Here is a 20,703-nt window from a genome sequence, read left to right as displayed (position 1 = left end):
ATGACTAGCGCGTGTTGATCTTTCAAGGTTATTTTTACAGCGAATTTTTGGCGCACAAAACTCAACCAAAAAGATCAATACGCCCTAGCCTAAATCCAGTTACTCGAGTCATACTTAGTACGTGCCATTGCCTTTTCAGCAATAAAGTTTGCATCAAGTTGCTTTATATAAGGCAAGGTTAAGCTACCACTGGCTAATCCGAGTTTGAGATAGGCATAACCTTTTTTCTTTTGCGCCTTCGTTTGAATTATGGATACATGTTGGACTTTCTCGAAAGGGATTCTTTTCCAGTTACGACTGAAAAGCCCACTATGTTGCCATACGACATTATCTTCGATGACATAACCCCATTGTTTATATCTTAAATAGATTAACCCCATCACTAGGAAAGCTACTAACCAAAGTATCCCTGTGAAGATATCTAGCCCTTCAATTGCGGTTAACAGCGCCGCTGGGATAAACGCAATAAACCCACGTCTAGTGAACCAGGCAAACGCAATGCTTTGGTAGGTTTTGGGGATGCTATTACATCCTCCTGAAAGCTCAGGGATATGCTGTAATATCGTGCTTATTTCAGCGGTTTTTACAGTGGGGATCAACATATGTTGCGCCGCTTTCTGCTCGACCTCTTGGCCTTTTACTTGTTTTAGGTAAACCGTCCATACGCCAAAAAAACTAGCAAGAACCGGTTGGCTGAAATGTAATAACTGCACGCGTTTAATCGCTAAAGCATCTTGCTGATGCGATATCACGCCACCACTGCGCTGCAGAGTTTTCAGTCTTTTTTCCAGGCGATAGGGGTAGTATTTCAGCACAGCTGCAATAATAGAGATAAGAGAAAACAAGCTATAGATTAAAGCGAAAATGATGACTGCTGAGATAACTTGAAGGGTGAGATTTTCGCCACTAAAACTAACTATGTTCGTCCAGATATATTGCACCAGCGGAATTTCAACAATGTCTTCCCATTTGATTTGCCCCAAGATGGGCCCGGCAATAACCGCGAGCCAAATTAAATTATTTTGATAAAAACCAAACTGGATTAGCTGCTTTAAATCTCGTTTGATAATAAGCCTTGTAGACTGTGATACTTGTGCGCTATCAAGGCGGTGAGCTTCTAGCGGATTGTCTTCAATTCTATTTTCATTGGCAGTGGTGCTATTGAGTTGACCAGCTTCGAATAGACCAGTTTCGAGTTGTTCTGCTCCAAGGTGCTCGTTTGAGCTTGATTGGAGTTGTAATAATTGCTGTTTTATTAAGTTTGCATCACTAGCATTCAGTGCTGCTAAGTGAGCTTCATCTTCTTTTGAACCAGCAGTTTCGATGACTAAGGTGCCTAACTTTAATGGCTTAAAGTAAAAGGGCTGTTCATATCGAATATTTTGGATTTTATTGAATGGGATTTCGTCTTTGCGGGTAAACAATAACCCTCGTTTAATGTTGAGTTGTTGACCATTGAGTTTAAAGCGGTATTTACGCCATTGAATAACGGCAAATACAGACAACAAAATCATCAAAACGATGGCAGCTAGTAGCCCTAATTGTAAATCAAACCCATTTTTCCAGCCGGCAAAAACAATAGGGATAATGGCATAACCGTTGGATAAAATAGCTTTGGCGGTGCCAAAGCTAAAGCTGAGCATTGACCAAGGCGAAAGGGATTGCCATTGGCTAAAATCGCCGTGACTTTTTTGTGGTTTATTGACTGAAGTCGCATCTTTAGACTCAGTCATCTTGCTTATCGCCTTGTGCTTTTTTTGAGCTAGTCTCAGAGGCTAAATCCACATCCACATCCACATCCACATCCACATCCACACCCACATCTAGATCTTGATTCATAATGTCATGTTCACTTTCTATGACATTGTCATTTGGTGTTAAATGCTGGTTTGTTTGCTCTGTTTGTAGCGATGTGTCTGAGCTTTGTTTTGATTGGTACGCCGTGGCTTGATGCAATAAATGCTGCCTTAGGTGTTCAGCGGTATCAAATAATAATCCTGGTAAATAGATTTCAGCGGCGCCACTGCCGGCACTAAAGCATTTTAGCGTTGCCAGAGAAAACCTTCTTTGCAGTGGATTTTGTGACAAACTGACATGTTGTAGGCGAGTGAAAGGCAGGGTCGTTGTCGATATCCACCAGAGTCCTTTTCGAACAACAAGTTCATGTTCTAGCACGCCGTAGCCAAGATTTTTAGCGGCTTTATGTTTCAGGATTACCAAGCCTGCGCCTAATAAGCTTAATACTGTAAAAACGGTTAGTGAATGAGATATTCCTGCTTGGTTGTCGATATTCATGATGAACATAATGATTGCAATGATAACCACAACAAGCCCTGATGTTTGTATTGCTATTTGTTTTGGATAATTTTTATCAACAGCAGATAAGGATAAATCGCTATAGGGTTGCCACTGTGACTGGGTCAGCAATGTTTTATCTGTCGGCGTTTCTGCGTGCTCAGAACCTTGTTCTATTAGCTGCTGAGAGGTTGCTGCCGCAGTTGATGCATTACTTGATAAATCAGACGTTGAAGTCATTAATTGTCCTTATTGTGCCAATAGGCGATTGCGACTTTTAATCAGTGAAACTTAGCATTATATGTTTGTTAATTAAGCATGAATAATCGCTTATTTATATAGAATTAAATCTATAAAATGCTTTCTAATCAATACGCAATCTTATAGCTTATTGATATCTGCGTATGGAAAACCTATACCTAAACATGGAAAAGTATTTATGGCATCTTCTAGTAATTCAATCGTTAACGACACTGCAGAACCTAAACTCATTTCAAAGGCGCATAAAGCTTTTTTACGTAAACTGTATCTGTGCTATTTAATTTCTCAGCAACAGCAAAACTTGTTGTCGTTACATCAGATATCAAAAATGCCCCGTAGAACCATTCAAGATACCTTAGCTGCCATGTTAGATATTGGCGTAAAGATTACATTTATCCAGGATGGCGAACGACATAATGCAGGGTATTATCAATTAAAAGATTGGGGCCCGATCAACTATCAATGGGTTGAAGCTAATATCGCAGATATTTGTCAGCAACTTGATATCGACATTCCATAACCCATAACCCATAGCCATAACCTTAGACATTAACTCACGGCACGATTTACATCTGGTGAAAGTCCGCCACAGATTTGATTTCGCCCTGAGCGTTTAGCTTGATATAAATGTTTATCGGCAACTTCAATTAACATGGGCAACTGATTGATCGCACTGCAGCTTGTAACAATACCAATACTGGCAGTGACATTGATTTTACGTTGTGATTGGGTGAATGGCAGTTTAGCGATATTCTCACATAATCTTGCTGCAAGCGTATTGGCTTCTTGTTCTTGTGTGTGGGGCAAAAAGATGATGAATTCTTCACCGCCCCAGCGTGCTAGTACATCATCTTTTCGCAATGTATCTCTGATTAAAGTAGCGACTTTAACCAAAACTTCATCACCAAAGTTATGTCCATAGGTATCATTAATCCCTTTAAATAGGTCAATATCTATCATTAAAATAGAAGCGGATTTTTGAATTTTTTCTTCGGCAAACATCGGCTCGACTAGTTGGTAGAATGCGCGACGATTATTAAGTCGGGTGAGCGGATCCATATTGGCCATTTTTTCAGCGATGTTTTTTTCATTTTCTACTCGCCTAAATCGTTCGGTTAAGGCAAGGGCCAACAATAATACGTCGATAAAAAAACCGACTTCTGCAGCGCGATAAGTGAAATGATTAAAGGGGATATAATTCCAAACCGCTAAACAAGTCACAGCGATGCCCAACATTGAAGAAATGGAGCCTATTAAGAAGAATCGTGCAGAGATATTGCCAAAGTTAAGTGACAAAACACCTAATACAATCATTAGGCCACTAAATAACAGCATAAGATCAAAGGCAAATATGAGTCCTAATACTCTATCTTGTAGCATTACTGCCATCAGCATTAATACTGGGAAAATGATGCATAAACTTTTTAAAATCCGATTAAGTGTAGGCAATTGAAATTTTAATCGTAGAAAGTGGCAAGCGAATAAAATCCCGCTAGTACAAAAGGTCACCATCAGCAGGGGAATTGACCATTGTTGCCATAAGGGAGAGTTAGGCCACAGCCATAAAGAACCATGACCACTGTAGGCAAAGTGGAGCAGTAAAAAGTTACCAAGATACAAACTATAAAAAAGATAGCTTTTGAGCCGTAGGCCAATGAATAAAATGAAGTTGTAGATTAATAAAGCAGTGATCGCGCCATAGAGAAACCCGTAACTATAATTATTGAAAGCACTTTTTTGTAGCATTTCTTTTTGGTTAAACAAATAAACGGGAACTGCCATCGGATCGGGTGTTTGTACTCTGATAAGCACATCAGTTTTGCCTATCGGGTAGCTGTAGTTAAAGTTAAAACTCGGCTGCATTGCCGATTGTTGGTAGTAAAGTGACAAGTCGCCTTGGTGCTCAAAGTGGACTATTGTATCGTTATCAAACCAAAAGGCGCTGACTTCGTCGAGCCAATAATTATCAATATGCAAAACTCGATTCAAGGGTTCTGAGGCATCATTATTAATAGTGAGATGCAGCCATACCGGTTTGGCATTAATACCGTAGTTACTGATACTTTGATTAACGGGACTAAATTTTCCTTTTTTTAAAAGCTCAAAAGCCTGAGAAGCATTCAGCCTGTCCTTTTCAACATATTGGGAAAGAGAGTAGCCGATGGGTTCTGGATGGTTTTCAGATAAATGAAGGGCGTCAGCTTGAACTATGCTGACGTTCAATCCAAGAATTAAACTAATAGCTAACGTAAATATCCATTTCATAAGTGCGATAAAATACCATTATTTATCTTGTTAACGCTGAAATCCATGTTCTAGCAAAGTGCGATTTAGCTAGAGTCTTGTTTATTAAGAGCTGTGTATTAAGCGCTGTTTGTTCATAACGCTCTGTTAAGGCTAAGCTTCGTTTAACTGTATATTTTACAACTAGAATAGCTCAATGCTTTATTGATTTTAGGTTCTCATAATAAAGTGATACTGAATATTAAAATTATGTAATAAACCTTGTTTGCATACTTAAGGATTAGTCACAAAGGTGAGCTTGTCAAAATTAAACATGCGATAAATCAATAGGTAAAGTGAGATGAAACAGCTAGGTTTAGGGCTATTACCAAAAGAAGAGCTTAAAAATGTCAGTCCTAGGTCTGAGCAAGCTATCGCACCTGTAACGTTAATTAAAACGTTTTTGAACTTGCAGCAACAGCAAGCGCTATTAACTGAATCGTTAACGTATCCTTTTGCACAGCCTATGGTTACTGTATTTGGCAAACAGCATCCTATTCCGCGTAAACAGGTATGGTTTGCTGATGATGGATGTGCCTATCAGTATTCATCCTTACTGATAACCCCAACACCTTGGCCGCAAGGATTATTGAGCTTAAGAAACCAATTGCAGCAGCAACTTAATGTGAATACTAATGGCGTATTAGTAAATCGCTATCAAAATGGTTCAGATAGCATGGGTTGGCACAGTGATGATGAGCCAGAAATCGAGCCCAATAGTGACATAGTGTCGATAAGCCTTGGTGCAAGTAGAGATTTTGTATTAAGGCATAAAGCTACTCAGCAAAAGCTTACGCTCACATTGCACTCTGGTGATTTATTAATAATGCATGGTGATATGCAGCAAAATTGGCAGCATAGTGTGCCAAAACGCCTAAAAGTGTCTGAACCGAGAATTAATCTTACATTTCGCAAATTAGTTGTTGGTTTTCATGAGTAATTTTCAAGTTAATAATTAGGGTTAAAAAGTGAGCAAGCTTGCATTGTCAGCATTTTTTGCCAAACATGTCTTATTGAATTTATGTCGGTTTGATTTTTGAAACGTTAAACAGTAGTCTTCAACCTTTCAGATTGTAGATAAAAAGAGTTTGTTATGTCAGTTGAACAAGTGATAACCCAAAAACTGAACCAGTCTTTTAGCCCAATCCATTTAGACGTACTTAATGAAAGTAATCGTCATCATGTACCACCAAACTCTGAGACACACTTTAAAGTTGTAGTCGTGAGTGATGAGTTTGAATCTCAACGTCTTATATCCCGTCATCGCGCGGTAAACGGCGTTTTAGCTGAAGAGTTAGCTAATGGTGTTCATGCATTATCAATTAATGCTTATACTCAAGAAGAGTGGAAGGCCCTTGATACAGTGCCTAAAACGCCGAACTGTAAAGGCTAATTTTTTACTGTGTCATACAGTAAAAATACGTTAGTTATTCTTAAACCTCATCAGCGGATGGGGTTTTTTATTGCCTCCAATTTACCTTCTTCAACTAGCACATTAATTGCCTTATATTTTGACGGCATCACCCCAATCAATAATTACAATGAATAGCCATGGGGCGGTTCAAGTTTGACCGATTGTCATAAGCTTGTCATTGGAAGGTGATATGCATGGATATCTTCAATGGTTTGCTTAGCTGTTCGCATTTTATTTTGATGCTATGATGCCAAGCAGATTATTTGCCAACCTTAAGGAATGTGTAATGCCTTTACTTGATAGTTTTACCGTTGACCATACACGCATGGACGCGCCGGCTGTTCGTGTTGCTAAGCATATGAGTACACCTAAAGGTGACACCATTACGGTATTTGACTTACGTTTTTGTGCGCCGAATAAAGATATTTTGAGTGAACGTGGCATTCATACCTTAGAACATTTATTTGCAGGCTTTATGCGTGATCATTTAAATGGTGACAGTGTTGAGATTATTGATATCTCGCCAATGGGTTGTCGTACTGGCTTTTACATGAGTTTAATTGGTGTTCCATCAGAGCGTATGGTTGCAGATGCGTGGTTAGCTGCAATGGAAGATGTGCTTAATGTGGTTGAGCAAACTGAAATTCCTGAATTAAATGAATACCAATGCGGTACATTTGAGATGCATTCACTTGAACAAGCTCAAGATATAGCTCGCGCTATTATCGCAGCAGGCGTCAGCGTCAATCGTAACGATGATTTGAAATTAAGCGATGATATTTTAGGAACGCTTTAACGGTTTTAATTTGCAAACAGCATAGATTTATCAAAAGCGGCTTCGGTCGCTTTGTTTTTATGAGGTTAATTAATTATTAAAATACTGTTCTTATTTGTGTGAAAACGTTATTGTTATCAGTTGATAATAGGACGTTATTTATAACAATAAAGCATCGAATATAACGATGCTGATGATGTATTTTGGGAGTTAATCATGTCTAAAAGCCAATTCAGCTTGTCTGTAATTGCTTCAGCTGTGCTTTTTGTTTGCCATTCAGGTTCTAGTTTTGCTGGAACATCCGTTACAGCCTCAATGGATGAGTCGAACAATACTGTTGTGCTAACCCAGCCTCAGACGGCTCCGCTGCATTATCGAGATAGCACCATTCCGCTAGCTTTTTCAGGAATGACAGTGTTGCCTAGCAGTCAAGGACAGGCGACAGCAGTTACTCACCGCGGCGCAATGAGTGGTATTGCTGTTACACAAGATCGTGTTAGTTTTTCTCCTTCTCCTTATGCAGCACCTCAGCTTGTACTTCAGCCTAATTTAGCGCTACAAAGCAAAATATCAGCTTTAACTCTCACAGATGTGGCCAAAGGCGGCATGGGATCTTTTGGTCATGTTAATTACACGACTGCGCAGATTAGTCCAAATGAATTGGGCGGTAAGGCAAATATTGAAATCAATGAAAATGGTGATGGCCACGTAGGTGCAATTGCCAGCGGATTGAATAAAGAATACGGCATGATGTTAGCGGTGGATTATCAAAACACAGCTGAAGAAGTCGGTTTTGTTAGCGGCTTTGATAATGAGCAAACGCAAACTGACATTATGTTTAAAATTAATGCAGATAGCTTAGTTGGCGCGCGTAATCCGCAACAAACCGAATTTATGTACCAGTACACTGACTCTGATAGCGGTTATTCAAATGTGGGCTTAACAGCGCAAGACTGGGGAACGAACCCAGGTACTCGATATTCTGCGACGCAAAATGATCAGCAAGAAGGCCAGCGTCACAAGTACCAAGTTAGCCATATCGTTGATTTAACCGGTGGCACTCAAATGGTGTCAGACTTTTATTACCAGTCTTATGATGAGAAAAAAGCGCAGCTTAATGCATTAGACGGTAACTTTATTGGTTTGACTGAGTTACAAGCCATCGCTGACTTTGATACCAACCCAGTTGGAAGCAATAATCTTTCTTCTATGTTAGAAGATAACCACTATGCAGGTTACGGCCTGCAAACTGAAGGAACAAGTCAGTATGGTGAGCATCAAGTAACTTACGGTGCCCTGTATCATTCAGATAAAGCTGAAATGAAATTTGGTCAACAAGATTGGCTATGGAGTGACGATAGAAGTCTTTCCAGTGTCAATGTAGATAAAGCTGTAATGGCGTATGTTGATGATGTGAATGTGTTTACCACTACAGCCGATGCTAAATTAAATTATGGCGCTTTATCATTTAACTTAGGGTTGGCGTTTGAAAATGTCAGTACCACTCGTGAAGTCAGTGTTGAAGCATATGGCATTGAAGCCGCAGACTTCTCTGATGACGGTTGGATACCATCACTTGAAATTGCCTATACTACAGGCGCTTGGAAAGCGGCACTTGCAGCGAAACAAGCATGGAGTGCAGCTTCAGCAGGCAATGCCAGTCAACAAGCGCAAGAGTCAATGCATTATCAACTTGGGTTAACTTACCAGACAGACTCGCTTAATCTCGGTGTAAACCTTTATATGCAAGACTTCGATAATCAGCACATTAGCTGTATGTGGAGTATGGCATGTGACTATTCTCAGCGTTATGTGCAAGAAAATATTGAAGACGTGAGTGTTAATGGCGTCGATTTATCTGCCGATTACCAATTTGCTTTCGAGAGTTTCTCCATTCCGTTGAGCGTTCAATACCAGTATAGCCAGGCTGAATTTGCTGAATCAGGTGTTAACGACTTAATTGGTTTATATGTTAAAGGCGAACAATTGCCTTGGGTGCCTGAGCAGCAATTAGCCATTAGTGGTGGTGTTATTGTTGGAGCGTTTAGTTTTATGGCCCAAGGGCTTTATCAATCAGAGCTAGGATATGCGACAGCATTTAATGGTGGAGAACAAATTGACGGGCAATGGAAAGTCGATATTGCCGCTAATTATCATATTTCTACTGTGCATGAAGTGTATTTACGTATAGAAAATGTACTTGATGAGGATTTAGTGAGTCAACAGTCTACTTTAGGCATTAATGCTCAAGATGAAATGTTGACATATTTCGGCTATCAAGCACGTTTCTAAAAAAATACAATCCCTTCTATATTACCTAGCTTACTGTTTTAAAAGTGCTTTAGTATGGGCTTAATTAGCCCATACTAACTGCTACAAATGTTAACAAATAGATAAACCGCTTCCTCTATTAATTCTTTTAAAATTAATGCTATAGTGCTCATGTTGCTGGATTATTGCATCGAATCGCGTGATATCAGTCTATTCCACACCCTAAATAGGTGTAATTGTTTAAAAATGAACAATCAAAAATTTCAATCACCTATTATTTTCGTGGCGATAGCGCACATTTTGAGGTAAAATGCGCGCGACCAGCGTGATTGCGATCGCATTTCCGTGATAAATCTGCGCTAGCTCAACACTGAAGTGTTTGTTAACACTTTGTATTTTTTGGGTAGGAACGCGGCGCATTGTCTTTCCTTCAAACGTAGTGCTTGTGGATATGATTACAATAAAGAAAGGATTGGAACTACCTCTAGCAGGTGGCCCAGAGCAAGTTATCCATAATGGCCCAGCCATTAAGAATGTCGCCACTTTGGGTGAAGAGTATATTGGCTTACGTCCAACGATGAAAATCAAGGTTGGCGAAAAAGTTAAGAAAGGCCAGGTTATTTTTGAAGATAAAAAAAACCTAGGTGTAAAATATACTGCTTTAGCTAGTGGGACTGTATTAGAAATTAACCGGGGTGCTAAACGTGTACTTCAGTCAGTTGTTATTGAAGTGGAAGGTGACGACAAAGTCAGCTTTACTCAATACAGTGCTGACGCGTTAAACACGTTAGATGCAGCTGTTGTCAAAGAGAACTTGATTGAATCAGGTCTATGGACAGCTTTGCGTACTCGCCCTTTCAGTAAAGTACCTGCAGTTGACTCTGTCGCCGCTGGTATTTTCGTCACCGCTATAGATACCCAACCACTAGCTGCAGATCCTGCAATTGTGATTGCTGAGCATAAAGAAGATTTCGCAAACGGTTTAACCCTGCTTGCAAAATTAACTGAAGGCAAAGTGTTCATTGCTAAAGCGCCTGGTGCAGATATTCCTACTGGGAATGCTCAAGTTGAAGAGTTTGCTGGTAAACATCCGGCAGGCCTTGTGGGTACTCATATACATAACTTACTTCCTGCATCTGCAACACGTACTGTGTGGCATGTTGGCTATCAAGACGTGATTGCAATCGGTCAGCTATTTACCCAAGGCGAACTTAACACTCAACGTGTTGTTGCTATTGGTGGCCCACAAGCTAAGAACCCTCGTCTCGTTCGTACGGTTTTAGGTGCAAGCACTAACGAACTTACTGCTGGTGAAATTGAAGGTAATACCGTTCGTGTTATCTCAGGATCAGTATTAAGTGGTCGTCAAGCTGCAGGTCCTCACGCTTACCTTGGTCGTTACCATCAACAAATTAGTTTGTTGCTTGAAGGTAATGAAAAAGAATTATTCGGTTGGGCTATGCCTGGCAGCGATAAGTTCTCTATCACTCGTGCATTCTTAGGTCACTTAAACCGTACTGGTCTGTTCAACATGACCACAAGTACTGGTGGTTCTGACCGTGCAATGGTACCGATTGGTAACTATGAACGTGTTGTTCCGTTAGACATCTTACCGACAATGTTACTTCGCGATTTAGTTTCTGGTGATTACGATGGTGCAGCTGCACTGGGTGCATTAGAGCTAGACGAAGAAGACTTGGCATTATGTACCTTCGTATGTCCAGGCAAGTATGACTACGGTACATACCTGCGTGATTGTTTAGATACGATCGAGAGGGAAGGCTAATGAGCTTGAAAGATTTTATCGAGCGTATTGAACCGCAATTTGAAAAAGGCGGTAAGTACGAAAAGTGGTACGCCCTTTATGAAGCGGCTGCGACTGTGTTTTACACTCCAGGTAAAGTAAACAAAGGTAGCACGCATGTGCGTGATAACCTTGACCTTAAGCGTATGATGATTACGGTTTGGGCGTGTACTTTCCCTGCAATGTTCTTTGGTATGTACAACGTTGGCTTACAAGCTCAAGATGCGCTTATTGCTGGTTTTGCTACTCCTGATGTATGGCAAGTCAGCCTATTTAGCTTATTCGGTACTGAGCTAACAGCAGACTCTGGCATCGCGGCCTTGATGTGGTACGGTGCCTGTTGGTTCTTACCTATCTACGCTGTGACCTTTGCGGTTGGTGGCTTCTGGGAAGTATTATTTGCTTCTGTACGTGGCCATGAAGTTAACGAAGGTTTCTTTGTTACCTCGATTCTTTTTGCGCTCACACTGCCAGCAACAATTCCTTTATGGATGGTTGCACTAGGTATTACCTTCGGTGTTGTTGTTGCTAAAGAAGTGTTCGGTGGTACAGGTCGTAACTTCTTAAACCCTGCACTAGCTGGTCGTGCTTTCCTATTCTTTGCTTACCCATTAAACATGTCAGGTGACACGTCTTGGGTTGTTGCTGATGGCTACTCTGGTGCAACTGCACTGAGTCAAGCTGCACAGGGCACATTAGAATACGGTATCACTCAAGACTGGTGGGATGCTTTCTTTGGTTTCATTCCAGGTTCTGTCGGTGAAGTTTCTACGTTCGCTATCTTATTAGGCGGCGCGGTGATTGTTTATACTCGTATTGCATCTTGGCGCATTATTGCAGGTGTTTTACTCGGTATGATTGCAGTGTCAACACTGCTTAATGTCATCGGAAGTGACACCAATGCAATGTTTGCAACGCCTTGGTATTGGCACCTTGTTTTAGGTGGCTTTGCATTCGGTATGATGTTTATGGCAACTGACCCAGTTTCAGCGTCATTTACTAACAATGCGAAATGGGCTTATGGTTTATTGATTGGTGCCATGGCTGTCTTTATTCGTGTTATTAACCCAGCATTCCCAGAAGGCATGATGTTAGCAATTCTATTCGCTAACTTATTCGCACCATTATTTGACCATTTTGTGGTTCAAGCAAATGTTAAGCGGAGGATTTCACGTGGCCAGTAATAAAGAATCAATCGGCAAAACATTATTTGTTGTTGTCGGTCTGTGCTTTGTCTGCTCAATGTTCGTTTCGACGGCAGCAGTGTTATTAAAGCCGACTCAACAGCAAAATAAGTTATTAGATAAGCAAAAGTACATTCTTGAAGCTGCTGGTTTAGTTGACACTAAGGCTGGCAAAGTAGAGAAAGACGTTATCATCGAAAAGTACAATAAGTACGTTGAAGCTCGCCTTGTTGATTTAAAAACAGGTGACTTCGTAGAAGGTGATGCGGATACTTTTGATGTTGAAAAAGCAGCACGTACTCCAGCAACGTCTTTCAAACCTGAAAACGATATTGCATCAGTTAAGCGCGTAGCAAACCAGGGTGTTGTTTATCTTGTTAAAGATGACAGCAACGAACTACAAACCGTGATTATTCCTGTTAAAGGCTACGGTTTATGGTCAACCATGTTTGCTTTCTTAGCCGTTGAACCTGATATGAATACAATTCGTAGCTTAGTGTATTACGACTTCACTGGTTCTGGTGAAACCCCAGGTCTAGGTGGTGAAGTTCAAAACCCACAATGGGTTGCTAAGTGGCAAGGTAAGAAACTTTATGACGACAGTGGCGAGCTAGCCATTCAAGTGACAAAGATCCCTACTATCGCATCTTCAGTCCACGGTGTTGACGCATTATCTGGTGCGACACTAACGAGTAACGGTGTTCAGTACTCACTAACGTTCTGGTTAGGTGAAGAAGGTTTTGCACGCTTTATTGAAAAAGCACGCAATGGAGGACTTAGCTAATGGCTGATGCTAAAGAACTTAAACAGGTTCTGACCGGACCTATCATTAATAACAACCCGATTGCTTTGCAAATTCTGGGTGTATGTAGTGCGCTAGCAGTAACCGCTAAAATGGAAACTGCCATCGTAATGACATTAGCATTGACAGTGGTTACCGCATTCTCGAATTTATTTATTTCGATTTTACGTAATCACATTCCAAGCAGTGTTCGTATTATTGTGCAGATGACCATTATTGCTTCGTTAGTAATTGTGGTTGACCAAGTATTGCAAGCTTACGCCTATGACGTTGCGAAGCAATTATCAGTATTCGTTGGTTTGATTATTACTAACTGTATTGTAATGGGTCGTGCAGAAGCCTATGCGATGAAAACACCACCTTTAATGAGCTTCATGGATGGTATCGGTAATGGCCTAGGCTACGGTGCAATCCTATTATCAGTTGGCTTCTTCCGTGAGCTATTTGGTAACGGTTCATTATTTGGCGTGGAAATCCTAAGCAAAATCTCTGACGGTGGTTGGTACCAGCCTAATGGCTTGTTACTTCTTCCTCCTAGTGCGTTCTTCTTGATCGGCATTTTGATCTGGGTTATCCGTACTTATAAGCCAGAGCAAGTAGAAGCAAAAGGGTAAGCGCAATGGAACATTATATTAGTCTGTTAATTCGTTCGATATTCATTGAGAACATGGCGTTGGCCTTCTTCTTGGGTATGTGTACTTTCCTAGCTGTATCTAAGAAAGTCACAACTGCGATGGGCCTTGGTGTAGCAGTTATTTTCGTACTTGCGATTTCAGTACCTGTAAACCAAATCATCTATCAAGGTTTATTAGCGCCAGGCGCACTTGCTTGGGCTGGTGTTCCTGATGCAGATTTGAGCTTCTTGAAGTTCATTACCTTCATTGGTGTTATCGCAGCATTAGTACAAATTTTGGAAATGGCTTTAGACAAGTACTTTCCGCCTTTGTATAACGCGTTAGGTATTTTCTTACCTTTGATCACCGTAAACTGTGCAATTTTTGGTGCTGTTTCATTCATGGTTGAGCGTGATTACAACCTAAGTGAAAGTTTAGTATTCGGGATTGGCTCTGGTATTGGTTGGGCATTAGCGATTGTATTGCTAGCCGGTCTTCGTGAGAAAATGAAGTATTCTGATGTGCCAAATGGTCTTCGTGGTTTAGGTATTACCTTCATCACTTCAGGTTTAATGGCGCTAGGTTTCATGTCGTTCTCAGGTGTATCTCTTTAAGAGATACCCAGCGACGTATTACTTTGAACCTTAAAGGATAAGTTTAATGGATATTCTTAACGCTACTCCAATAGATGTTTATCTAGGTGTGAGTATGTTTACTGCAATCGTTTTAATCTTGGTTTTAGTGATTCTATTCGCTAAATCTAAGCTGGTTGCAAGCGGTGATATCACTATCTCAATCAATGATGATAGCGAAAAAGCAATTAAAACAGGTGCGGGCAGTAAGTTACTTGGCGCATTAGCTGATAACGGTATTTTTGTATCTAGTGCCTGTGGTGGCGGTGGCTCATGTGGTCAGTGTCGCGTTAATATTAAGTCTGGTGGTGGTGATATTCTTCCAACAGAACTTGATCACATTAGTAAAGGTGAAGCTCGTCAAGGTTGTCGTTTAGCCTGTCAGGTAAATGTAAAAACTGACATGGATATCGAACTTGATGAAGAAATCTTCGGTATTAAGAAGTGGGAATGTGAAGTTATCTCTAACGATAACAAAGCGACGTTCATTAAAGAACTTAAGCTGCAAATTCCTGGTGATGAATCAGTTCCTTTCCGCGCCGGTGGTTACATTCAAATTGAAGCACCTGCTCACCATGTTAAGTATGCGGACTTTGATGTTCCTGCTGAATATCGTGGCGACTGGGAGCACTTTGGTTTCTTCAACTTAGAATCAAAAGTTGATGATGAGACGATTCGTGCTTACTCAATGGCTAACTACCCTGAAGAGTTTGGTATTATTATGTTGAACGTGCGTATTGCTACGCCACCTCCGCGTAATTTAACTTTACCTTGTGGTAAGATGTCATCGTACATTTGGAGTCTTAAAGAAGGTGATAAAGTCACTATCTCGGGCCCATTTGGTGAGTTCTTCGCTAAAGAGACTGATGCTGAAATGGTGTTCGTTGGTGGTGGTGCTGGTATGGCCCCAATGCGTTCACATATTTTCGATCAACTTAAGCGTTTAAACTCTAAGCGTAAGATGAGTTTCTGGTATGGTGCACGTTCTAAACGTGAAATGTTCTACGTTGAAGATTTCGACGGACTAGCATCGACCAATGAAAACTTTGAATGGCATGTTGCATTATCTGATCCGCAAGAAGAAGATAACTGGGATGGCTATACTGGATTCATTCATAACGTATTGTACGAAAACTACTTACGTGACCATGATGCACCAGAAGATTGTGAGTTCTACATGTGTGGACCTCCAATGATGAATGCTGCCGTAATTGGTATGCTTAAAGACCTAGGTGTTGAAGATGAAAACATCTTACTCGATGACTTTGGTGGCTAATGCGTTAATCAACATAGATTAGCAATTACACTATAAGACATTGAACGTCATGAATTGCAGCTCGCTGACACGGAGGTCACTCTAGTTAGTAAGCTGCAATTTTTTATTTTAGATATTACTAATTTTTAAGTTTGAGATGATAAAGATTTCTATAAATTCGATTGCAGTTACCCTCGTTGTATTTTTACTCACAGCATGCGGGACTGAAGATAAGATGGTATCGCTTGCCGGTAAAACTATGGGCACGACTTACCATATTAAAGTCGTTAGAAATGAGCAATTACCAACGACACAATTACTGCAAGCTGAAATCGATATTGCGCTTGAGCTAGTCAATGACCAAATGTCGACTTACCGACCGAAATCTGAATTATCTAAATTTAATCAGCTAGGGATTAATCAGAGTATTACCGTTTCACAAGATACGATGACAGTATTTAAAGAAGGGTTAAGACTTTATGATGTGACCGGTGGCGCTTTAGATATTACATTAGGGCCGTTGGTTAATTTATGGGGCTTTGGTCCTAATAAGCGTCCAACCGAGATCCCGAGTAAAGAAACGATTGATAGAGTGAAAGCAAAAGCTGATATTAGCGGTTTTACTATTAATGGTTTAAAACTAACAAAAACCAACCCTGACTTATATGTGGATTTATCCTCATTAGCAAAAGGCTACGGTGTTGATAAAATAGCGCAACTTTTAAATAAGTATCAAGTTAAAGGTTATCTTGTTGAGATTGGCGGTGAAATTAGCGTTAAAGGCGTTAAAGATGACGGTGCGCCTTGGCGTATAGCGGTCGAGAAGCCGTCGTCAGAAGGAGCCTCTGTTCAGCAAGTTGTTGAGCCTGGTGACATGGCGTTGGCGACATCGGGTGACTACCGTATATATTATGAAGAGAATGGCGAGCGTTTTTCGCACTTAATTGACCCACGTACTGGCTATCCAATTAAGCATAAGCTAGCCTCAGCGACAGTATTACATCCAAGCAGCATGACAGCGGATGCATATGCGACTGCAATGATGGTGTTAGGCACTGAAGCATCATTAGCGTTAGCCCATGATGAGCATTTGCCTGTGATGTTAATTGAAAAAGATGGCGATCAATACGAAGTTTTTTACAGTGAAGCTTACGCACCGTATATTCAGTAAGCGTTTTATTATGCGTTGTTTGTGGATTATTTAGCGATTTTTGCCGATTAGAAGTAATTGTTGGAGAATATTATGAGTACCTTTATTGCAGCGTTCGTTGTGTTGTTATTATTTTTTCTATTGATGTCTATTGGCTATATTATTAAAAGAAAAGCGGTTGAAGGTAGTTGCGGTGGTTTAGGTGTATTAGGTATTGAAAAAGCCTGTGACTGCGATGACCCATGTGATAAGCGTAAACGCCGAATGGCTGAATCAGAACGTGAAGCTAAACTAAATCAAAATCGGATTATTTAATCATCTGATTAGAGCGTCAACTTGCTCTTAAATTGATATCAATAAAGCCCATTGAATAAATAATTCATTGGGCTTTTTTTGTTGTCATCATTGGCCAATATAATGACATTATTGTATTAGATACAAAATTTACAAAACTCTTTTTAGGTAACATTTTCGACTAATTTTGTGATTTGATGCAGGTGAAATATATTACCTATTTAGCTAGAAGGGTGATTCTATTGAAGTTAACGTAACTTACGCATAGTTAAACCTAGTTAATAACCTAAGTTGTAATGATAATGATTATCACTAATTAAGCTTATGATTTTAAAGGATATTTGTATTTTTTTATTGTATGTACTATTCTGTTGGAAATTGATCCAGATCAATCTTGCATTTAAAGGACAAAATCATGAAAGGCCATCCAAAAGTAATTAGTCAGTTAAACCGTGTTTTGACTTGCGAGCTAACTGCAATCAACCAATATTTCTTACATGCACGCATGTTTAAACATTGGGGTTTAGAAAACCTTAATGAAAAGGAATACAAAAAATCGATTCAAGATATGAAACATGCTGACAAATTGATTGAGCGTGTTTTGTTTTTAGAAGGCTTACCTAACCTTCAGCAGTTAGATAAATTACGGATTGGTGAGCATTGTGAAGAAATGCTTGATTGTGATGAGCAAGCGCTAACAGAACAGTTAGTGGTATTGCGTGAGACTATCAAGCTTTGTGAAGCTGAACGTGATTATGTTAGCCGCGATTTATTAGAAGATTTACTCGAAGATGAAGAAGAGCACCTAGATTGGATTGAGTCTCAAAAAGAGCTAATCAATCAAACGGGTATTCAAAACTACCTTCAATCACAAATTAAAGATTAATAGGAAATTAACATGAAAGGTAATCCAGAAGTAATTGCAGCGCTGAATGCACTATTAACCGGTGAATTGTCGGCAATGGATCAGTATTTTGTACATGCTCACATGTATGAAGATTGGGGATTTGACGAGCTTTATACTCGCATCCTTCATGAGTCTGATGATGAGAAAGCCCATGCAGCTAAGCTAGTTCAGCGCATTTTGTTCCTAGAGGGAACGCCAGATGTCGCAAGTCGTGAAGCATTAAACATTGGTAAAGATGTTGAAGAAATGCTGAAAAACGATCTGAACTACGAATATGCCGTAGCTGATCATCTACGTGAAGTTATCGCTTTATGTGAAGCTAAAGAAGATTTCCAAACTCGTGAAATCTTAGAAGTGTTATTAGACGATACTGAATCAGATCACATGTACTGGTTAGAGAAGCAAATTCGACTCATTGATCGCGTTGGTTTACAAAACTACCTACAAACAAAAATGTAATCTATGTAAATTGTTTTATTATTAAAGCCCAACTGTTTAATAACAGCTTGGGCTTTTTTGTTTCTATTAATTAAAGTTACGCCCTAATAAGGTAAAAATCTAAATATATTAATTAGATATATATCTTATCTACTCTGTATTTAATCCATTATAGTTTGAAGCGGCCAATCATATTGGTGAGTTTGTTATTTATGTCGATAATATTGTTGGTTTCAGCTCTTTGTAAGTTGCCCTCATTATTGAGTGTTTCTACCATGTCGTGTATTTTATGCATATTCTTATTAATGGCATGAATAACCTGGTTTTGTTCATTGGCTGATGTTGATATCTGATTATTTAAGTCATTCACTTGTGTCATGAATTGACTCATTTCCTGCAAGCTAGATGATGTAGCTTCTACGTTTGTAACTGTTTCAGTACAAGCGGTTTCAGTATGAGTAATAGAAGAGACAACATTGGTTGCCTCTGATTTTAACTTTGCGAGGGCTACTTCAATTTCACTGGTACTTGCTTGAGTTCGACTTGCTAGTGCTCTTACTTCATCAGCCACTACAGCAAAGCCTCGACCTTGTTCGCCAGCACGAGCTGCTTCAATAGATGCATTTAACGCCAGTAGGTTAGTTTGCTCAGCAATGCTCCCAATCACAGACACAATACTTTGAATACTGCTGGTTTCATTATTCATATGTTCTACTTTTTGAGCTGTTTCATTAATTTGTGAAGCTAATGCTGTTATGCCTATTTGAGTCGATTCGATTGTCTTAAGTGAATATTCACCTGTAGTATGTGCTTGCGTAGTAAGTTGTGCAGCGTTAAAGGTGTTTTCTACAACCATCTCAGCAGTGTTAGATAGCTCTTCGATCGCTGTTACAATCTGTGTTGTTTCACAGGTATGTGACTCCAAGATATTATCACTGTGAGCGCTATATTCTTGTAATTTGCTTACTCCTTCAGAAAGGCTGACAGTTGATTGATGTATTTCTACCAGCATTGACTGAAGTTGGGCAATAAATTGATTTATCCCTAAGGCAATTTTACCTAAATCATCTTCACTTTTAATGGTTAATCGTCGAGTTAAATCGCCATTACCTTCTGAGAGACCTATAACAAGATCTCGTAATTCAATAATCGGTTGATAAAGCTTGTTCAGAAGAGTAAGTAAGATAACGATTGAAATAATAAGAATTACGCTGATGATCATGGCCATTTGCAAAGTGGCACTAACCAGAGGCGCAAAGGCTATGTCTTCATCTACGGTAATTACAACGTACCATTCCTTACCATCGAGCAGTTCAATGCGTTGGCTTGCAACTAAACTTGTTTGACCATTTATCATGCTACTTTCTACGGCTTCAGCCTTATCGGTTATCGTGTAGTAGAGTGATTGTAGTGCTGCGACATCATTAATGTTCTGCTTTTGTTCAATCAAAATCGAGTTAGATGCCAGCACTAACCCCTGCTTATCAATAATGAATCCAGATGCCCCATTGATTTTATGTAAATCATCTAATTCTTGTTGCAGTTCATCAAACCTGAGATCAGCCATAATAATACCGTTATCTATCGCATGCATGACACCAAGCATTGGAACAGCATCAGTCCGAGTAAAAAAAATGTCACTTAAAGTTAATGATGAGCTACCTTTTCCTGTTTGGTACCAAGGGCGTGTTCTTGGATCATATTTATCTAACAACCCAACACCATTCGGAAACGACTCAGATTCTTTGGAAACAAATGATGAGCCATCATCAAAACCGATTATGACTTTAGATACCCCACCTAATTGAGCGGTGTACCTTGTCATTGCAACATGGTTATCACCTATCTCACCTTGACTATAAAGATGTGCAAGTTCAGTCACAGCCTCAGTAGTTCGATTAAATGCTGTGTGAATGTCTGAAACTTTGTGCTTTAAGGTATTATGAATTTCTTGGGTGAGTGCGCTAGTGATTTGATCTTTAAGTAAGCTATGAGCAACCCAGCCATAAATCAACAGTGAAAGCACCAATAGAAAGCTCATGGCAGACAATATACTTGTTTTAAAACCTAATTGTTTCATTTGGTTACCTATTTGTATTATTATAGGTTTATATGATAATCATTAGGTGGAGGTAAAAATGATATCTTGCTCAATTATTTTAACTTCTAGTGACATTAATTGAACATTTTTATTGTTACTTTATGAGTTTAAACAATTGAAATCGATTCAATGATAGGGATGTAATCGTTTCTTTTACGTTGAGGTGGCTTGATTTCTTGTGTACTGTTTTTATATACAGTACTATTGGGATGTGTATTTGCTA

At 39.7% G+C, this 20,703-nt stretch carries 19 protein-coding genes; 15 read left to right on the top strand and 4 right to left on the bottom strand.

Translation table 11 applies throughout. From position 1 onward, the window contains the following. Positions 1-89: 89 nt before the first annotated feature. The gene (locus AB4153_RS02130) at positions 90-1,733 is read right to left on the bottom strand and encodes a PH domain-containing protein (RefSeq protein ID WP_371996190.1); all 1,644 of its coding nucleotides are present in this window, start codon (positions 1,731-1,733) and stop codon (positions 90-92) included. After that, positions 1,726-2,535, bottom strand: a complete 810-nt coding sequence (locus tag AB4153_RS02125) for a PH domain-containing protein (protein WP_371996189.1) — start codon at positions 2,533-2,535, stop codon at positions 1,726-1,728. The genes AB4153_RS02130 and AB4153_RS02125 overlap by 8 nt, the downstream gene beginning before the upstream one ends. Positions 2,536-2,734: 199 nt before the next feature. Here AB4153_RS02125 and AB4153_RS02120 point away from each other — a divergent pair, with 199 nt between their 5' ends. Then, positions 2,735-3,076: a winged helix-turn-helix domain-containing protein gene (locus AB4153_RS02120; RefSeq protein WP_229369001.1), complete on the top strand. Its 342-nt coding sequence runs from the start codon at positions 2,735-2,737 to the stop codon at positions 3,074-3,076. A 29-nt stretch (positions 3,077-3,105) separates the two neighbouring features. On the opposite strand, the gene AB4153_RS02115 is transcribed toward AB4153_RS02120, so the two are convergent. Beyond that, positions 3,106-4,821: a diguanylate cyclase gene (locus AB4153_RS02115; protein ID WP_371996187.1), complete on the bottom strand. Its 1,716-nt coding sequence runs from the start codon at positions 4,819-4,821 to the stop codon at positions 3,106-3,108. A 319-nt stretch (positions 4,822-5,140) separates the two neighbouring features. Between AB4153_RS02115 and AB4153_RS02110 the strand changes: the two genes are divergently transcribed. The 14 genes from AB4153_RS02110 (at position 5,141) to bfr (AB4153_RS02045) (ending at position 18,400) form a co-directional block, all read left to right on the top strand. After that, positions 5,141-5,779: an alpha-ketoglutarate-dependent dioxygenase AlkB gene (locus AB4153_RS02110; protein WP_102528429.1), complete on the top strand. Its 639-nt coding sequence runs from the start codon at positions 5,141-5,143 to the stop codon at positions 5,777-5,779. 153 nt (positions 5,780-5,932) lie between these two features. Continuing rightward, positions 5,933-6,232 carry a BolA family transcriptional regulator gene (locus AB4153_RS02105; protein WP_102528430.1) on the top strand — a complete coding sequence of 100 codons (300 nt, stop codon included), beginning with the start codon at positions 5,933-5,935 and terminating at the stop codon, positions 6,230-6,232. A gap of 307 nt (positions 6,233-6,539) precedes the next feature. Then, positions 6,540-7,049, top strand: coding sequence for an S-ribosylhomocysteine lyase (gene luxS, locus AB4153_RS02100; protein ID WP_102528431.1), 510 nt, complete (start codon positions 6,540-6,542; stop codon positions 7,047-7,049). Between the two features lie 195 nt (positions 7,050-7,244). Beyond that, entirely contained in the window at positions 7,245-9,320 is a 2,076-nt protein-coding gene (locus AB4153_RS02095; RefSeq protein WP_371996185.1) for a TonB-dependent receptor domain-containing protein, read from the top strand. 430 nt (positions 9,321-9,750) lie between these two features. Further along, the gene (locus tag AB4153_RS02090; protein ID WP_229368979.1) at positions 9,751-11,085 is read left to right on the top strand and encodes a Na(+)-translocating NADH-quinone reductase subunit A; all 1,335 of its coding nucleotides are present in this window, start codon (positions 9,751-9,753) and stop codon (positions 11,083-11,085) included. Continuing rightward, complete coding sequence (locus AB4153_RS02085; protein WP_102528433.1) at positions 11,085-12,287, top strand: NADH:ubiquinone reductase (Na(+)-transporting) subunit B; 1,203 nt, start codon at positions 11,085-11,087, stop codon at positions 12,285-12,287. The genes AB4153_RS02090 and AB4153_RS02085 overlap by 1 nt, the downstream gene beginning before the upstream one ends. Continuing rightward, positions 12,277-13,071, top strand: a complete 795-nt coding sequence (locus tag AB4153_RS02080) for a Na(+)-translocating NADH-quinone reductase subunit C (protein ID WP_102528434.1) — start codon at positions 12,277-12,279, stop codon at positions 13,069-13,071. Before AB4153_RS02085 ends, AB4153_RS02080 begins: the two co-directional genes overlap by 11 nt. After that, a complete protein-coding gene (locus tag AB4153_RS02075) occupies positions 13,071-13,703 on the top strand; it encodes an NADH:ubiquinone reductase (Na(+)-transporting) subunit D (RefSeq protein ID WP_102528435.1) in 633 nt (210 codons plus the stop codon). The genes AB4153_RS02080 and AB4153_RS02075 overlap by 1 nt, the downstream gene beginning before the upstream one ends. A gap of 5 nt (positions 13,704-13,708) precedes the next feature. Further along, a complete protein-coding gene (nqrE, locus tag AB4153_RS02070; protein ID WP_102528436.1) occupies positions 13,709-14,317 on the top strand; it encodes an NADH:ubiquinone reductase (Na(+)-transporting) subunit E in 609 nt (202 codons plus the stop codon). Positions 14,318-14,363: 46 nt separating this feature from the next. Continuing rightward, entirely contained in the window at positions 14,364-15,611 is a 1,248-nt protein-coding gene (gene nqrF, locus AB4153_RS02065) for an NADH:ubiquinone reductase (Na(+)-transporting) subunit F (protein ID WP_102528437.1), read from the top strand. 136 nt (positions 15,612-15,747) lie between these two features. Beyond that, positions 15,748-16,761, top strand: coding sequence for an FAD:protein FMN transferase (locus tag AB4153_RS02060; RefSeq protein ID WP_102528438.1), 1,014 nt, complete (start codon positions 15,748-15,750; stop codon positions 16,759-16,761). Positions 16,762-16,833: 72 nt separating this feature from the next. Further along, complete coding sequence (nqrM, locus tag AB4153_RS02055; protein ID WP_102528439.1) at positions 16,834-17,055, top strand: (Na+)-NQR maturation NqrM; 222 nt, start codon at positions 16,834-16,836, stop codon at positions 17,053-17,055. 394 nt (positions 17,056-17,449) lie between these two features. Beyond that, the gene (gene bfr / locus AB4153_RS02050; RefSeq protein ID WP_220751761.1) at positions 17,450-17,920 is read left to right on the top strand and encodes a bacterioferritin; all 471 of its coding nucleotides are present in this window, start codon (positions 17,450-17,452) and stop codon (positions 17,918-17,920) included. A gap of 12 nt (positions 17,921-17,932) precedes the next feature. Continuing rightward, entirely contained in the window at positions 17,933-18,400 is a 468-nt protein-coding gene (gene bfr, locus AB4153_RS02045) for a bacterioferritin (protein WP_102528441.1), read from the top strand. A gap of 148 nt (positions 18,401-18,548) precedes the next feature. Here the strand turns inward: bfr (AB4153_RS02045) and AB4153_RS02040 are convergent, their stop codons facing one another. Next, positions 18,549-20,459 carry a methyl-accepting chemotaxis protein gene (locus AB4153_RS02040; RefSeq protein ID WP_102528442.1) on the bottom strand — a complete coding sequence of 637 codons (1,911 nt, stop codon included), beginning with the start codon at positions 20,457-20,459 and terminating at the stop codon, positions 18,549-18,551. Positions 20,460-20,703 lie beyond the last annotated feature (244 nt).

This window comes from Shewanella sp. 10N.286.52.E4, from assembly GCF_041468785.1.
Lineage (GTDB): Bacteria > Pseudomonadota > Gammaproteobacteria > Enterobacterales > Shewanellaceae > Shewanella > Shewanella electrodiphila.
The sequence above is the reverse complement of the archived record's forward strand: the minus strand, read 5'-3'. Positions and strand labels throughout refer to the sequence as shown.

Coding starts and splice junctions, on each gene's coding strand:
- AB4153_RS02040 (WP_102528442.1), bottom strand. CDS start 20,459: ATGAAACAATTAGGTTTTAAAACAAGTATATTGTCTGCCATGAGCTTT.
- AB4153_RS02090 (WP_229368979.1), top strand. CDS start 9,751: ATGATTACAATAAAGAAAGGATTGGAACTACCTCTAGCAGGTGGCCCA.
- nqrM (WP_102528439.1), top strand. CDS start 16,834: ATGAGTACCTTTATTGCAGCGTTCGTTGTGTTGTTATTATTTTTTCTA.
- nqrF (WP_102528437.1), top strand. CDS start 14,364: ATGGATATTCTTAACGCTACTCCAATAGATGTTTATCTAGGTGTGAGT.
- luxS (WP_102528431.1), top strand. CDS start 6,540: ATGCCTTTACTTGATAGTTTTACCGTTGACCATACACGCATGGACGCG.
- AB4153_RS02120 (WP_229369001.1), top strand. CDS start 2,735: ATGGCATCTTCTAGTAATTCAATCGTTAACGACACTGCAGAACCTAAA.
- bfr (WP_102528441.1), top strand. CDS start 17,933: ATGAAAGGTAATCCAGAAGTAATTGCAGCGCTGAATGCACTATTAACC.
- nqrE (WP_102528436.1), top strand. CDS start 13,709: ATGGAACATTATATTAGTCTGTTAATTCGTTCGATATTCATTGAGAAC.
- AB4153_RS02115 (WP_371996187.1), bottom strand. CDS start 4,821: ATGAAATGGATATTTACGTTAGCTATTAGTTTAATTCTTGGATTGAAC.
- AB4153_RS02110 (WP_102528429.1), top strand. CDS start 5,141: ATGAAACAGCTAGGTTTAGGGCTATTACCAAAAGAAGAGCTTAAAAAT.
- AB4153_RS02075 (WP_102528435.1), top strand. CDS start 13,071: ATGGCTGATGCTAAAGAACTTAAACAGGTTCTGACCGGACCTATCATT.
- AB4153_RS02095 (WP_371996185.1), top strand. CDS start 7,245: ATGTCTAAAAGCCAATTCAGCTTGTCTGTAATTGCTTCAGCTGTGCTT.
- AB4153_RS02130 (WP_371996190.1), bottom strand. CDS start 1,733: ATGACTGAGTCTAAAGATGCGACTTCAGTCAATAAACCACAAAAAAGT.
- AB4153_RS02125 (WP_371996189.1), bottom strand. CDS start 2,535: ATGACTTCAACGTCTGATTTATCAAGTAATGCATCAACTGCGGCAGCA.
- bfr (WP_220751761.1), top strand. CDS start 17,450: ATGAAAGGCCATCCAAAAGTAATTAGTCAGTTAAACCGTGTTTTGACT.
- AB4153_RS02060 (WP_102528438.1), top strand. CDS start 15,748: ATGATAAAGATTTCTATAAATTCGATTGCAGTTACCCTCGTTGTATTT.
- AB4153_RS02105 (WP_102528430.1), top strand. CDS start 5,933: ATGTCAGTTGAACAAGTGATAACCCAAAAACTGAACCAGTCTTTTAGC.
- AB4153_RS02085 (WP_102528433.1), top strand. CDS start 11,085: ATGAGCTTGAAAGATTTTATCGAGCGTATTGAACCGCAATTTGAAAAA.